Origin of the sequence: Pseudomonas sp. MF6751, from assembly GCF_016613265.1 — a bacterium.
GTDB classification, from domain to species: Bacteria; Pseudomonadota; Gammaproteobacteria; order Pseudomonadales; family Pseudomonadaceae; genus Aquipseudomonas; species Aquipseudomonas fluorescens_BV.
On sequence record NZ_JAENSV010000003.1, the window covers coordinates 140,004 to 155,434 of the forward strand.

A 15,431-nucleotide genomic window follows, 5' to 3' on the forward strand; every position below is an offset into this window, starting at 1 on the left:
CGAGTATAGCGCAAACGCGAGGGTACGGACCACCGTTGAGCCCATTGGGGGTGGCTAAATGCGCCCAAGTGTGGAACCTTTTAAAAGGTCGAGACGTCCACTCCCCTGCTACCGCACTCGGAACAGGGGCTGAAAAATCAGCAAGTTAGCCTGACGAGGCTGCGCTTATGGCTCGATCGCATACTGCATGGCCAGTATCGGCGAGCTGCTTTTCGCGAACTCATCAGAGGCAGCCAGGAATGGCATTGCCGCTCGGAAATGTGTTCGCCGACAAAAGAAAAAAAGGAGTCCGCCTGTGGCTATTCGCTATGGCAAAGGGCTGATAGGAGCAGTGGTTGTCGTCGCTCTCCTGGCCCTGCTGGTCCACTGGATCGGCATCAACACGATCGAACTGTACCGCGACGATTTGTTGTTTTACCTGCAAGCTCATCTGATTCTGGTTTTAGTCTCCATGCTGGCGGCCCTGATTGTGGGCATCCCCGCCGGTATCCTGCTCAGCCGACCCAACATGGTCGGGCGTGCAGAACGTTTCATGCAGATCTTCAACATCGGCAACACCGTCCCTCCCCTGGCCGTACTGGCCATCGCCCTCGGCGTCCTCGGCATCGGCAGCGGCCCGGCCATCTTCGCGCTGTTCCTTGCCTCGCTCCTGCCCATCGTGCGCAACACCTACGAAGGCCTGAAAAACGTTCAGGGCTCCCTCAAGGAAGCCGCCACCGGCATCGGCATGACCCCGCGCCAGGTGCTGTTTCGCGTGGAGCTGCCCAACGCCGTGCCGATCATCATCGGCGGTGTGCGCGTGGCCCTGGCGATCAACGTCGGTACCGCACCGCTGGCGTTCCTGATTGGCGCCAACAGCCTGGGCAGCCTGATTTTCCCCGGCATCGCCCTGAACAACCAGCCGCAACTGTTGCTCGGCGCCGCGTGTACCGCGCTGCTGGCATTGCTGCTTGATGGCCTGGTGACCATGGCCAGCCGCCTCTGGCTGGAACGCGGGTTGCGCCCGTCTTAAGGCCCGGTAAAGGAATTCACATGAAAAAACTGAGCTTGATATTAGGCTGCGTCCTGCTGTTTGCAGGTATTGCGCAAGCCGCTGAAAAACCCGTGATCCGCATTGGCGCCCGGGTGTTCACTGAGCAGACCCTGCTCGCCGAAATCACCTCCCAGTACCTGCGCACCAAGGGCTACGACGCTCGTGTGACCGGCGGCCTGGGCAGCAACCTGGCGCGTAGCGCCCAGGAAAGCGGGCAACTGGACCTGATCTGGGAATACACCGGCGTGTCGCTGGTGGCCTACAACCATATCGACGAGAAACTCGACAGCGAACAGTCCTACGCTCGGGTCAAAGAACTCGATGCGAAAAAAGGCTTGGTCTGGCTGTCGCCGTCGCGTTTCAGCAACACCTACGCACTGGCGCTGCCGGAGAAAGTTGCTGAGGAACATCCCGAGATCAACAGCATCAGCGATCTCACCAAAGCCATGGCCGAAGACACCAAAGAGCACCGCCTGGTCGCCCTGGACACCGAGTTCGCCAACCGCTCCGACGGCCTGGCGGGCATGGTCAAGCTGTACGACATGAACCTGACGCGCAACAACACCCGGCAGATGGACGCAGGCCTGGTCTACACCGCGCTGCGTAATGGCCAGGTGTTTGCCGGACTGGTCTACACCACCGACGGGCGCCTCAACGCCTTTAAGTTGAAGCTGCTCGAAGACGACAAGCACTACTTCCCCGACTACACCGCAGCCCCGGTGATCCGTCAGGAATACCTCGACCAGCACCCGCAACTGGCCGCCGAACTCAAGCCTTTGGCCAACTTGTTCGACGATGAAACCATGCGTCAGCTCAATGCACGCGTCGACGTCGACCATGAAAGCCCGTCCGCCGTTGCCGCCGATTTCCTGCGCCAACATCCAATCAACTAAAAAGGAGAAGACATGGAATTTTTGAACGCCTTTTCCCATCTTGATTGGGCCCAGGTCCTGCACCTGACCTGGCAGCACATCACCCTGGTCGGCATCGCCGTGATCCTCGCGATTTTTATCGGCGTGCCCCTGGGCATTCTGATGACGCGCTTCCCGACCCTGGCCGGCCCGTTGCAAGCCAGCGCCACAGTGTTGCTGACCGTGCCATCCATCGCGCTGTTCGGCCTGCTGCTGCCGTTCTACTCCAAGTTCGGCCAGGGCCTGGGGCCAATGCCGGCGATCACCGCCGTGTTCCTTTACTCCCTGCTGCCAATCATGCGTAACACCTACCTGGCCCTCACCGGCGTTGAGCCAGGCATTCGCGAAGCCGCACGCGGCATCGGCATGACCTTCGGCCAGCGCCTGCGCATGGTCGAACTGCCGATTGCGGTGCCGGTGATTCTCGCTGGCGTACGTACCGCCGTGGTCATGAACATCGGTGTGATGACCATCGCCGCCACCATCGGTGCCGGTGGCCTGGGTGTACTTATTCTGGCTTCCATCAGCCGCAGCGATATGTCGATGCTGATCGTCGGCGCCGTGCTGGTCAGTCTCCTGGCCATCTTCGCCGACCTGCTTCTGCAATGGCTGCAACGCTCGCTGACTCCAAAAGGATTGCTCAAATGATCGAACTTCAAAATCTGTCCAAGACTTTTCAAAGCAACGGCAAGACGGTCACCGCCGTCAACGATGTGAGCCTGACCGTCAACGAAGGCGAGATTTGCGTATTCCTGGGGCCCTCGGGTTGCGGCAAGAGCACTACGCTGAAAATGATCAACCGCTTGATCAAGCCCACCTCGGGCAAGATTTTGATCAACGGCGAAGACACCACCGACCTTGATGAGGTGACCCTGCGTCGCAACATCGGCTACGTGATCCAGCAGATCGGCCTGTTCCCCAACATGACCATCGAAGAGAACATCGTGGTGGTGCCCAAGCTGCTCGGCTGGGACAAGCAGAAATGCCACGACCGCGCCCGCGAGTTGATGAGCATGATCAAGCTGGAACCCAAGCAGTACCTGCATCGCTACCCGCGTGAGCTGTCGGGTGGGCAGCAACAGCGCATCGGTGTGATCCGCGCCCTGGCGGCGGATGCGCCGCTGCTGCTGATGGACGAGCCGTTCGGCGCGGTCGACCCGATCAACCGCGAGATGATCCAGAACGAATTCTTCGAGATGCAGCGCGCGCTGAACAAGACCGTGATCATGGTCAGCCACGACATCGACGAAGCCATCAAGCTGGGTGACAAGATCGCCATCTTCCGCGCCGGCAAGCTGCTGCAGATCGACCACCCGGACACGCTGCTGGCGCACCCGGCCGACGAGTTCGTCAGCAATTTCGTGGGCCAGGACAGCACCCTCAAGCGCCTGCTGCTGGTAAAAGCCGAAGACGCGGCGGACAACGCCCCGTCGGTGAGCCCGGAAACACCCGTGGCCGATGCACTGGAATTGATGGACGAGCACGACCGCCGCTATGTGGTGGTCACCTGTTCGGAGAACAAGGCGCTGGGCTACGTACGCCGTCGCGACCTGCACCGCCAGGCCGGCACCTGCGGCCAGTACCTGCGCGAGTTCAACGCCACGGCAGCGTATGACGAGCATTTGCGCATCCTGCTGTCGCGCATGTACGAGTTCAACCGTTCGTGGCTGCCGGTGATGGATGCGGAGCGGGTGTTCCTCGGGGAAGTGACCCAGGAGTCGATTGCCGAGTACCTGAGCTCTGGCAAATCGCGTGGGGGCAAGACCAGTATCGTGTCTCCAGCCGAGACCGCGCTGGTCTGATCCGCCGCTATCGCAGGCAAGCCAGCTCCCACATTTGAACTGCATTCTTATATTGGAATGCATTCCCCTGTGGGAGCTGGCTTGCCTGCGATGAATACACCGCAAATCCACCTGATTGGCCCCATCCGGGGAACATCAATCCGTCACACCGGTCGGTTACATAAGTAGCTGCACGCGGCCGCGCGACGAACGCGTGCAAAAACGCGACATTTTTAGTTGATCCCACGCCCGCCAAGCCCTAAAGTTCGCGCCGAACGTCCATGCTGGAAACGATCCATCCGGCTCAAGTACTGACGACGAGACAGCAAGGCCAAGGGCAGCTTACCCCATGGCCTTTTTGCTTTCGGCGACATGCCTTGGGAAGTAGGCGAACCAAAGTGGGGATACGGAGGACGTTCATTTGCACCCATTGATCAAATTAGTTTGCCCTTAGGAGTTCCCAGCATGTCGATCAACGTCGAAGATTATTTCGCGCGCGCCACTTTTGACAAAATGAAGGCGTTCGCCGACAAGCAAGAAACCCCGTTCGTGGTGATCGACACCGCGATGATCAGCCAGGCCTACGATGACCTGCGCGCCGGTTTCGAATTCGCCAAGGTGTATTACGCGGTCAAGGCCAACCCGGCCGTCGAGATCATCGACCTGTTGAAAGACAAGGGTTCGAGCTTCGACATCGCATCGATCTACGAGCTGGACAAGGTCATGGACCGCGGTGTCAGCGCCGACCGTATCAGCTACGGCAACACCATCAAGAAATCCAAGGACATCCGCTACTTCTATGAGAAGGGCGTGCGCCTGTTCTCTACCGACTCCGAAGCCGACCTGCGCAACATCGCCAAGGCCGCGCCGGGTTCGAAAGTGTATGTGCGTATCCTCACTGAAGGCTCGACCACTGCTGACTGGCCGTTGTCGCGCAAATTCGGCTGCCAGACCGACATGGCCATGGACCTGCTGATCCTCGCCCGCGACCTGGGCCTGGTGCCTTACGGCATCTCGTTCCACGTCGGCTCGCAACAGCGCGACATCAGCGTGTGGGACGCGGCCATCGCCAAGGTCAAGGTGATCTTCGAACGCCTGAAGGAAGAAGATGGCATCGAGCTGAAGCTGATCAACATGGGCGGCGGCTTCCCGGCCAACTACATCACCCGCACCAACAGCCTGGAAACCTACGCCGAAGAAATCATCCGCTTCCTCAAGGAAGACTTCGGTGACGACCTGCCGGAAATTATCCTGGAACCAGGCCGTTCGTTGATCGCCAACGCCGGTATCCTGGTCAGCGAAGTGGTGCTGGTGGCGCGCAAGTCCCGTACCGCCGTCGAGCGCTGGGTGTACACGGATGTGGGCAAGTTCTCCGGCCTGATCGAAACCATGGACGAAGCCATCAAGTTCCCGATCTGGACCGAGAAGAAAGGCGAGATGGAAGAAGTGGTCATCGCCGGCCCGACCTGCGACAGCGCCGACATCATGTACGAAAACTACAAGTACGGCCTGCCATTGAACCTGGCCATTGGTGATCGTCTGTACTGGTTGTCGACCGGTGCCTACACCACCAGCTACAGCGCGGTTGAGTTCAATGGGTTCCCGCCGCTGAAATCGTTTTACGTGTAAGAACAGCGGTAAGTTTTAAGCGACAAGCTGCAAGAAGAAGCCCATGACTTGTCATGGGTTTTTTTATGGCTCAGGAAAAGGCCGCAGCTCGTTGTTGGTAGGCCTCGGCCATGGCGCGAATCCGCGGGTCATCCGCCTGCGCCAGCGCCTTGTGCGCCGTTCGCAGAAACTTGAGATTCCCGCCTGCCAGCGCCTTGTGCAACCATTCCAGCGCCGCGTCGATCTGGCCGCTGTCGGCCAGCACCGCCGCATGGCTGAACTGCCCACGAAAATCCCCTGCCTCGGCTGAGCGGCGGTACCACTCAACGGCCACCTCAACATCCTTGGGGCAATGCTGCCCGTCTTCCAGATAACGCCCGAGCAGGTTCATCGACTTGGCATGGCCCTGTTCGGCAGCCTGGCGATACAGCGCCAGTGCTTGCGCCTGGTCTTCAACAACGCCACGGCCGGTAGCCAAGAGGTTGGCGTAGTTGTACTGCCCCCAATCCAACCCGGCGTGTGCCGCCAGGCGATATTCCCGTGCTGCGGCGGCTTCATCGACAGCGCAGCCCCAGCCATGCTCCCGGCAACGCCCGATCATATTGCGCGCCATCAGGTGCCCGCCCTGCGCGGCAATCTGGAACCAGCGCAGCGCCAGGGCCTCATCGCGGGCAATGCCGCGCCCTTCCAGCAAGATTTGCCCGAGCAGGGCCTGGGCCTCGACCACACCTGCCTTGGCGGCGATCAGAATGGCCTGGGCGGCGCGCACCGGGGAGTCATCGAGCATGCTCTGCAATTGTTCGACATTGAGCACTTCTTCGTGGCGCAATAAAAAACCCATGCTCAGACCTCGACCCAGCGGCGCAACAGGTTGTGGTAGGTGCCGGTGAGCTGGATCAGCGCAGGGTGGTCGGGCACGTCGCGGGTCAGTTGCTGGATCGCGCCGTCCATCTCGAACAGCAAGGTGCGCTGGCTGTCTTCGCGCACCAGGCTTTGGGTCCAGAAGAACGAGGCATAACGCGCGCCACGGGTCACCGCGTTGACTTTGTGCAGGCTGGAGCCGGGGTACAGCACCATGTCGCCAGCGGGTAGCTTTACCCGCTGCAGGCCGAAGGTGTCCTGGATCTCCAGTTCGCCGCCGTCGTACTCGTCGGGATCGCTGAAGAACAGCGTGGACGACAGGTCGGTGCGCACGCGCTCGTGGCTGCCTTTGGGCTGGCGCACCGCATTGTCGATATGAAAGTCAAAACTGCCGCCAGCGGTATAGCAGTTGAGCAGTGGCGGGAAGACTTTATGCGGCAGCGCGGCCGACATGAACAGCGGGTTGCTCCACAACCGCTCCAGCATGGCTGCGCCAATTTCCTTGGCCAACGGGTGACCTTCAGGCAATTGCAGGTTGTGCTTGGCCTTGGCCGACTGGTGACCGGCGGTGATTTTGCCGTCAGCCCATTCGGTCTCTTCCAGGGCCTGGCGAATGCGCAGCACCTCCTCGCGAGAGAACAGGCCGGGAATGTGCAGCAACATGGGGCAATACCTAGGATCAGAGAGGCGTCAATGGTATTGATTCTTATCCTCTCTGTAAAACACGGGGACGAACGAGAGCGCAAAATCCGTAACAAAAAAGTGTAAAGAATGTAAATTTGATGCGAATAGCAATATCTCGCAATTGATACAAAGTCTTGTTGGCCCTATATTCCGCGGCCTCACATCCTTGGGGAAGGGACACGTCATGTCGCGCACTACTCTAAAAATACCGGCCCGTTCGCCACGCATGCTGGCCTCCGCCATTGGCGTTGCCCTGAGTGCCGGCTCCGCCGCCCACCTGGCTCAGGCGGCTGAAAATACCGAGCCAACAGGCGAGCGCAACCCTATCTCCCTCGGCGCCACCAACATCACCGGCCAGGAGCAGGACAACACCTCCTACCAGGTGGAGAAAGCCTCGTCGCAGAAGTACACCGCGCCGCTGGTGGACACGCCGCGTTCGGTCACTGTGGTGCCGCAACAAGTACTCAAGGACACCGCCGCCACCTCGCTGCAGGACGCCTTGCGCACCGTACCGGGTATCACCTTCGGCGCCGGTGAAGGTGGTAACCCTCAGGGCGACCGCCCGTTCATCCGTGGTTTCGACGCCCAGGGCGATACCTACCTCGATGGCGTACGCGATACCGGAGGCCAGAGCCGCGAGATCTTCGACATCGAGTCCATCGAAGTCAGCAAAGGCCCGAACTCCTCGTTCGGCGGCCGTGGCTCGGCCGGTGGCAGCCTCAACCTGGTGAGCAAGACCCCGCAAGCGCGGGACTTCACCAACGGCGGCTTTACCTACGGCTCCGACCAGACCCGCCGCTACGTGCTCGACGTGAACCGCCAGTTCCTGAACGACAGCGCGGCATTCCGCCTGAACCTGATGAGCCATGAACAAAACGTGGCTGGCCGCGACGCGGTGAATTACGACCGTTGGGGCGTGGCGCCGTCGCTGACTTTCGGCTTGGGCACACCGACCCGTGTCAACCTCAGCTACTACCATATGGAAAGTGATGACCTGCCGGATTCGGGGATTCCCTACGGCTACGGCTCGTCGACCGCCACGGCCCACGTGCATGACAAACCCAACGACGGCGGCGACAGCAACAACTTCTACGGTTTGAAAAGCCGTGACTTCCGCAAGACCCGCGCGGACATCAGCACGTTCTCCATCGAGCACGACCTGAACGACAACATGACGCTCAAGAACACCCTGCGCCACGGCAGCACCGGCCAGGACTATGTGCTCACTCAGCCGGATGACAGCAAGTTCAACGTCAACCGCTACGGCACTGTCTGGCGTCGCGCCAACAGCCGTGTCTCCACCACGACCACAACCACCAACCAGACGGATCTGTTTGGCAGCTTCCAGGCCTTGGGCTTCAAGCACACTTACTCCACCGGCCTGGAATTTACCGGCGAAGAAACCCGTGTCAGCGGCTACACCGTCAGCCCTAACGCCAACCCGGTGTGCACAACGGCCAAGGGCAGCCTGGGCGGCCAGTGCACCTCACTGAGCAACCCGAACCCCGACGACGCCTGGAACGGCAGCATCGCGCGCAACTACAACGGTACCAACACCAAGGCCACCAGCCGCGCCGCGTACGTGTTCGACACCATCGAGCTCGATCCTAAATGGCTGCTGAACGTGGGGTTGCGCTACGACACCTTTGACACCGAAGCCAACACCAACGCCGTCGCCGGGCGCACCAAGATCAAGGACGACAGCCAGTTCTTCAACTGGCAGGCCGGCCTGGTGTGGAAGCCGGTGGAGAACGCCAGCATCTACGCCTCTTACGCCACATCGGCCACGCCAGCCGGTGGCCTGGTAGGCGAAGGATCCGACGGCAACCCGCTGTCTGCCGGTGCCGCCACCAGCGACTTGCAGCCAGAAGAAACCGTCAACTACGAACTGGGCACCAAGTGGGACCTGTTCCACGACCGCCTGTCCCTGACCGCAGCCGTGTTCCGCACCGAGAAGAAAAACACCCGCATCCTGGTGGATGCGCTCACCTACCAGAACGCAGGGGAATCTCAGGTCGACGGCATCGAATTGTCCGCCAGCGGCAAAATTACCGAACAATGGCAGGTGTTTGCGGGCTACAGCTATCTGGACAGCGAACTGGTCAAATCCGGCCTCAACGGGCGTAACGGCGTAGTCAGTGCCGGCTCCAACAAAGGCAACCAAATGCCCAACACGCCGAAGAACTCCTTCAGCCTGTGGACCACCTACGAGATCACGCCCAAGCTGACCGTCGGCGGCGGCGCCTTCTACGTCGATGAGGTTTACGGTGATGTCGGCAACACGGTGTATGTACCCTCCTACACCCGCTACGACGCCATGGCCAGCTACAAGCTGACCAAGAACGTCGACCTGCAACTGAACGTGCAGAACCTGACCGACAAGACCTACTACGACAAGGCCTTCTCCACGCATTTCGCCAACCAGGCGGCCGGTCGTACGGCATTGTTGACCACCAGCTTCCACTTCTAAAAGCGGTCAAGGTTCAGCCAGGAGCCCCACACATCGGATGCGTGGGGCTTTTGCGTGTTTCCCGGCAACTCACGGCATAATGCGCGCCGTGATCAGATATCCAGCTAAGCGAGGCGCTCCGACGTGTTGAAGAAAACCCTGTTCCAGTTGCATTGGTTCTTCGGCATCACGGCCGGGCTGGTGCTGGCCTTGATGGGGGTCACCGGGGCCGCGTACTCGTTCCAGGACGAGATCCTGCGGGCGCTCAACCCCACCGTCTTGAGCGTGCAGAAACGCGAGGCCGGTGTACTGCCGCCCGCCGAGCTGGTACGCAAATTGGAAGCGGCTGAAGGCAAGACCGTGGCCATGCTGTGGGTAGAAAGCGAGAGCGGCAACGCCGGCCGCGTGTCCTTCACCCCGCCACCGGGCGAGCGTCGTGGCCAGATGCGCTACTTTGACCCGTACACCGGCGGCTACATGGGCGACGCGGTCGGCCAGGACCTGTTCGGTTTTATCCTGCAACTGCACCGCTTCCTCGCCATCGGCGACACCGGGCGCAACATCACCGGCGCCTGCACCCTGATCCTGCTGTTCTTTTGCCTCTCCGGCCTGTACCTGCGCTGGCCGCGCCAGGTGAAAAGCTGGCGTGTCTGGCTGACCCTGGACTGGCGCAAAAAAGGCCGCAGCTTCAATTGGGACCTGCACTCGGTATTCGGCACCTGGTGCCTGCTGTTTTATCTGTTGGCGGCGCTGACCGGGTTGTATTGGTCCTACGACTGGTACAACCGTGGCGTGACCAAACTGCTGTCCGACGCGCCGCAGAACGAGCGCATGCGCAAGCGCGGCCCAGCCCCCACCGGCCCGGCTCCGGTGGCCAACTACGACGCGATCTGGAGCAGCATCTACAGCAACGCCGGCCCCGACTTGAGCGCCTACAACATTCGGATGCCCGCGGTCGCCGGGCAACCGGCCACCGTGTATTACCTGCTCACTTCATCGCCCCATGACCGTGCGCTGAACCAGATCAACCTGGACCCGGCCACAGGCGAGGTCAAATCTCACGAGCGCTACGCCAGCAAAAGCCTCAAGGCGCAGTTGCTGACCAGCGTGTATGCGCTGCACACCGGCAGCTATTTCGGCCTGGTCGGGCGCATCGTCCTCACCGTCAGCTCACTGCTTATGCCGCTGTTTTTCATCACGGGCTGGCTGCTGTACCTGGACCGACGCCGCAAAAAGCGCCAGGTCCGCGATGCCCGCAAAGGCCTGACAGATAACCACAGCAATGCCCCGGCCTGGCTGATCGGCTTCGCCAGCCAGAGCGGCTTTGCCGAACAACTGGCCTGGCATACGGCCGGGCAACTGCAGGCTGCGGGCCTGGCGGTGAAGGTGCAGCCCCTGGGCAGTGTCAGCCGCGACGACCTCAGCCAATCACAGAACGCGCTGTTTGTGGTCAGTACCTTTGGCGACGGCGAAGCGCCCGACAGCGCCCGTGGGTTCGAGCGCAGCGTGCTCGGCCAGGCGCTGCCCCTCAAAGGCTTGAACTACTCGGTGCTGGCCCTGGGTGACCGGCAGTACGAACATTTTTGCGGCTTTGCCCGGCGCCTGCATTTCTGGCTGACCAACCAGGGCGGCACCCCGCTGTTTGCCCCGGTGGAAGTCGACAGCGGCGATACACTGGCGCTGCAGACCTGGCAACAGCAACTGGGCCAGCTCACCGGGCATGCGCCGGCAGCGGCCTGGCCGACGGCCCAGTACGAAAACTGGACCCTGAGCCAACGCACCCTGCTCAACCCCGACAGTGTCGGCTCGCCCGTCTACCTGCTGGGCCTCACATCCACGTCTGCGCACAGCTGGCTGGCCGGCGACCTGGTGGAAGTCCTGCCGCGCAATTGCCCCTGGGCCATCGAACACTTCCTGGCCGGCCTGGGCTTGGTCGGTAGCGACGGTGTGGTGATCGACGGCGTCGTCCACACCCTTGATCAGGCCCTGGCCACGCGCCAACTGCCGGAAAACCGCACGCACCTGGTCGGCCTGCACGCCCAGGCATTGGTGGATGCGCTGGTCCCCCTGGGCATGCGCGAATACTCCATCGCCTCGATTGCCAGCGACGGCGTGCTGGAGCTGATTGTGCGCCAGGAGCGCCACCCCGACGGCAGCCTGGGGCTTGGCTCCGGCTGGCTGACTGAACACGCCGCCGTCGGCTCGGCCATCAGCCTGCGCCTGCGGCGCAACAGCGGCTTCCATTTGCCCGACGCGCCTGTGCCGCTGATTCTGCTGGGCAACGGCACCGGGCTTGCGGGCCTGCGCAGCTTGCTCAAAGCACGCATTGCCGACGGCCAGCAGCGAAACTGGTTGCTGTTCGGCGAGCGCAATATCGCCCACGACTACCTGTGCCAGGACGAACTGCAAGGCTGGCTCGCCAGTGGAGACCTGGCCCTGCTGGACCTGGCATTTTCCCGCGATCAAGAGGAGAAGATCTACGTACAGGATCGCCTGCGCGAGTCAGCGGATGTGCTGCGCAAATGGCTCGCGGATGGCGCAGCGATTTATGTGTGTGGCAGCTTGCAGGGGATGGCGACGGGGGTGGATCAGGCACTGAAAGACATCTTGGGCAATGAGGCGCTGGAGCGCCTGATCGAACAGGGCCGCTATCGTCGGGATGTCTACTGACCCCCAGGAACAAAGAAAATCGAAGGTGGGAGCTGGCTTGCCAGCTCCCACAGTTTTAACTGTATTCCAATCAGATGGGTTGCAGCTTTTGCTCGAACACCGAGACTCCATCGAGATCGCGCAGCATCACCGTCAACTCCGCCGTCTGCCCATCAATCTGCACTTCACCAAAAAACTGAAAGCCCGCAAACGGCGAGGTGTTCTGTGCCGGTGGCGCCTTCTGGAATACCACCTGCGGGCCAAAGGTTTTATCCAGTGGGTTGGGCCCGAAACTCCCGGCATTCAACGGCCCCGCCACAAACTCCCAGAACGGCTCGAAATCCTGGAACGCCGCGCGGTCAGGGTGATAGTGATGCGCCGCACAGTAATGCACATCGGCCGTCAGCCACAGGTGGTTGCGCACCTTGTGCTCATGCAGGAACCCCAGCAGTTCAGCGATCTCCAGCTCACGCCCTTGCGCCGGGCCAGGATCGCCATTGGCGATCGCTTCCCAACGCGCCACGCCGGGGTTGACCTCACCGTCGGGCACGCCCAGGCCGATGGGCATGTCGGCGGCGACCACCTTCCACTGCGCTTGTGACGCCTTGAGCCCGCGCTTGAGCCAGTCCAACTGTTCACGCCCAAGAAAGGGTTTTTCAGCGCCCAGGTTGTCGTCATTGGGCCCGCGATAGCTGCGCATATCCAACACAAACACATCCAGCAGCGGCCCATAACTGAGCTTGCGATAAATACGCCCGCCACTGTCGGCGCTCTGTCGGCGCATGGGTGAATATTCCAGCCAGGCCTGGCGGGCACGGCCCACCAGGGTGTTGATGTCGCGGGTCTGGTAACGCTCATCCAACTGCTTGCTCGATGACCAGTTGTTGATCACCTCGTGGTCGTCCCACTGCCAGATCTGCGGCACCTCGGCATTGAAGCGGCGTACGTTTTCATCCAGCAGGTTGTAACGGTAATTGCCGCGATATTCATCGAGGGTTTCCGCAACTTTGCTTTTGGCTTCAGTGGTGATGTTGCGCCAGATGCGCCCGCCTTCAGTGGTGAGCTGCGCGGGTACCGGGCCGTCGGCGTAGATGGTGTCGCCGCTGTGGATAAAAAAGTCTGGCAGGCGCAGGCGCATGGCTTCATAGATGCGCATGCCACCGATGTCCGGGTTGATGCCGAAGCCTTGGCCGACGGTGTCGCCGCTCCACACAAAACGAATATCACGCCGCTGTTGCGGCACGCTACGCAGGTGGCCGAACCAGGGTTCACTGGCAATGCCGGTCTGGGCGTCTTCGAAATGCACGCGGTAGAAAATCGCCTGGTCGACCGGCAGCCCGGTGAGCTCGACACGGGCGGTAAAGTCGGTGCGGCTGTCGGCCAGGGGCGAGACGAATCGGCGCGGGTTGCTGAACACGCTGCGGGTATCCCACTCAACCACCATCTTCGCCGGGCGGTCACTGCGGCTCCAGATCATCGCGCGATCGCCCTGCAGGTCGCCTGATTGCACGCCGTCAGTGAGTTGCGGTCGGTCCTTCACCGAAGCGATCACCGCCGGCGCCAGGCCCGGCAACAGCAGGCCAGCGCCCACAGCTTGCATCACACGGCGGCGACCGAGATCGAAGTGGCTCATGCAGGTGCCCTCTTGAGTATCAAAAGGGCCACTAAAGCATGACGGGATGAAGCGCAGATGACACTGATCAGGAGAACGGTCTAGCTCCCACACTTTCTGCCAGTGTCAGGCAGTCACGGCCAGCTCGGCCGCTTCCCGTCGCTTGAGCACGGCATACACCAAGCCGGTCAACACACTGCCCGCCACAATCGCCAACAAATACAACAACGCATGGTTCATCGCATTCGGAATCACCAACACAAACAACCCGCCATGGGGCGCGGCGAGTTTGCAGCCGAAGTACATCGACAGCGCACCGGTCAACGCGCCACCGGCGATGCTGGCCGGAATGACGCGCAGCGGGTCTTTGGCGGCAAAGGGAATCGCGCCTTCGGAGATAAAGCACAGCCCCAGGATCATCGCCGCCTTGCCGGCCTCGCGCTCGGTCTGGGCGAACTTACGCCGGGCCAGCAACGTGGCGATGCCCATGCCAATTGGCGGCACCATGCCGGCGGCCATGGTCGCGGCCATCGGCGCGCCGCTCGACGCGGCCAGCAGGCCGACCGAGAACGCATAGGCCGCCTTGTTGATCGGCCCGCCCAAGTCCACGCACATCATGCCGCCGAGCAGAATGCCCAGCAGCACCGCGTTGGTGGTGCCCATGGTGCTGAGGAAATCCGTCAGGCCCGTGAGCAAGCGGGCGACCGGTGGGCCCACCAGGTAGATCATCACCAAGCCGGTAAACAGGCTCGCCAGTAACGGGATAATCAGGATCGGCTTGAGCGCTTCCAGGCTCTGGGGCAGTTGCACTGCCCGGCTGATCAGCTTGACGCAATACCCGGCGACGAAGCCGGCCAGGATGCCGCCGATAAACCCAGCCCCCAGCGTCCCCGCCAGCAGCCCGCCGATCATGCCGGGCGCAAGGCCAGGACGGTCGGCAATCGAGTAGGCGATGTAGCCCGCCAGCAATGGCACCATCAACAGGAACGCCTGGTCACCCACGGACTTGAGCGCCGCCGCCAAGGTGCCGGGCTGTTCGAAGGCATGGATGCCGAACACAAACGACAAAGCGATCAGCAAGCCCCCCGCCACCACCATCGGCAACATATACGACACGCCGGTGAGCAGGTGTTTGTAGACGCCGGTTTTCTCCGCCTTGGCCGGTGCACCGCCGGCAGCACTTTCCACCACGCCTTCGGCCAGGGCTTTGTTGAGGATGACTTCGGATTGCTTGAGGGCAATGCCGGTGCCACAGCGGTAAATCTTCTTGCCGGCGAAACGCTCGGTGGCCACTTCGATATCGGCCGCCAGCAACACCACATCGGCATCGGCAATCGCTTGCGGGCTCAACGGCGTGCGGGCGCCCACCGAACCTTGGGTCTCGACCTGCAGGTCATAACCCAGGCGCTGAGCAGTCTGCTGCAAGGCTTCGGCGGCCATGAACGTGTGGGCCACACCGGTGGGGCACGCGGTAATCGCGACGATACGCGGCGCAGCCTTGGCCGCCACCGGGGAGGCGTCGGCGACATACACCTGGGCTTCTTCGGCGCCCCGGCGCAGCACGCCTTCGACATCCGCCAACGCCTGGGCCGGTGTGCTCTGGAACACACGCTTGCCGACAAACCGCTGCATATCCACCGGGGTACTGCTGACCAGCAGCACCCACTCGGCATCATCAATCGTCGCCTGGGACAACTGGCGCTCCGGGCGCTGTACATCGACGACTTCAACACTGGTGTGCAAGCCCATGCGCTGGGCGGCGGCGTCCAACAAGCGGGCGCACAGCACACTGGTGACCATGCCGTTCGGGCAGGCGGTAACAATGGCTAACTTCATCACAAAC

Annotated in this window: 11 protein-coding genes; 7 read left to right on the top strand and 4 right to left on the bottom strand. The window is 61.6% G+C overall.

Annotated elements, in window-relative coordinates:
• The first annotated feature begins 295 nt into the window (after positions 1–295).
• The 5 genes from JJD66_RS04080 (at position 296) to JJD66_RS04100 (ending at position 5,354) form a co-directional block, all read left to right on the top strand.
• Positions 296–1,012: an ABC transporter permease gene (locus JJD66_RS04080; RefSeq protein WP_003188475.1), complete on the top strand. Its 717-nt coding sequence runs from the start codon at positions 296–298 to the stop codon at positions 1,010–1,012.
• 20 nt (positions 1,013–1,032) lie between these two features.
• The gene (locus JJD66_RS04085; protein WP_200647620.1) at positions 1,033–1,926 is read left to right on the top strand and encodes a glycine betaine ABC transporter substrate-binding protein; all 894 of its coding nucleotides are present in this window, start codon (positions 1,033–1,035) and stop codon (positions 1,924–1,926) included.
• Positions 1,927–1,938: 12 nt separating this feature from the next.
• Complete coding sequence (locus JJD66_RS04090; protein WP_003188473.1) at positions 1,939–2,592, top strand: ABC transporter permease; 654 nt, start codon at positions 1,939–1,941, stop codon at positions 2,590–2,592.
• Entirely contained in the window at positions 2,589–3,746 is a 1,158-nt protein-coding gene (locus tag JJD66_RS04095) for an osmoprotectant ABC transporter ATP-binding protein OsmV (RefSeq protein WP_200647621.1), read from the top strand. Before JJD66_RS04090 ends, JJD66_RS04095 begins: the two co-directional genes overlap by 4 nt.
• A 444-nt stretch (positions 3,747–4,190) precedes the next feature.
• Positions 4,191–5,354: a type III PLP-dependent enzyme gene (locus JJD66_RS04100; protein ID WP_003188470.1), complete on the top strand. Its 1,164-nt coding sequence runs from the start codon at positions 4,191–4,193 to the stop codon at positions 5,352–5,354.
• A 70-nt stretch (positions 5,355–5,424) separates the two neighbouring features.
• On the opposite strand, the gene JJD66_RS04105 is transcribed toward JJD66_RS04100, so the two are convergent.
• Both JJD66_RS04105 and JJD66_RS04110 read right to left on the bottom strand, forming a co-directional pair.
• Positions 5,425–6,174, bottom strand: coding sequence for a tetratricopeptide repeat protein (locus JJD66_RS04105; protein WP_200647622.1), 750 nt, complete (start codon positions 6,172–6,174; stop codon positions 5,425–5,427).
• A 2-nt stretch (positions 6,175–6,176) separates the two neighbouring features.
• Positions 6,177–6,857 (bottom strand): Fe2+-dependent dioxygenase, encoded by a 681-nt coding sequence (locus JJD66_RS04110; RefSeq protein ID WP_034126270.1) that lies wholly within the window; start codon positions 6,855–6,857, stop codon positions 6,177–6,179.
• Positions 6,858–7,062: 205 nt separating this feature from the next.
• Between JJD66_RS04110 and JJD66_RS04115 the strand changes: the two genes are divergently transcribed.
• Together JJD66_RS04115 and JJD66_RS04120 are read left to right on the top strand one after the other, a co-directional pair.
• Complete coding sequence (locus tag JJD66_RS04115; RefSeq protein ID WP_200647623.1) at positions 7,063–9,348, top strand: TonB-dependent receptor; 2,286 nt, start codon at positions 7,063–7,065, stop codon at positions 9,346–9,348.
• 123 nt (positions 9,349–9,471) lie between these two features.
• Positions 9,472–11,997: a PepSY domain-containing protein gene (locus JJD66_RS04120; RefSeq protein WP_200647624.1), complete on the top strand. Its 2,526-nt coding sequence runs from the start codon at positions 9,472–9,474 to the stop codon at positions 11,995–11,997.
• A gap of 70 nt (positions 11,998–12,067) precedes the next feature.
• Here JJD66_RS04120 and JJD66_RS04125 read toward each other — a convergent pair whose 3' ends face one another.
• Positions 12,068–13,609, bottom strand: a complete 1,542-nt coding sequence (locus JJD66_RS04125; RefSeq protein WP_200647625.1) for an alkaline phosphatase D family protein — start codon at positions 13,607–13,609, stop codon at positions 12,068–12,070.
• Between the two features lie 105 nt (positions 13,610–13,714).
• Entirely contained in the window at positions 13,715–15,424 is a 1,710-nt protein-coding gene (locus JJD66_RS04130) for a fructose-specific PTS transporter subunit EIIC (RefSeq protein ID WP_200647626.1), read from the bottom strand.
• Positions 15,425–15,431: the final 7 nt, after the last annotated feature.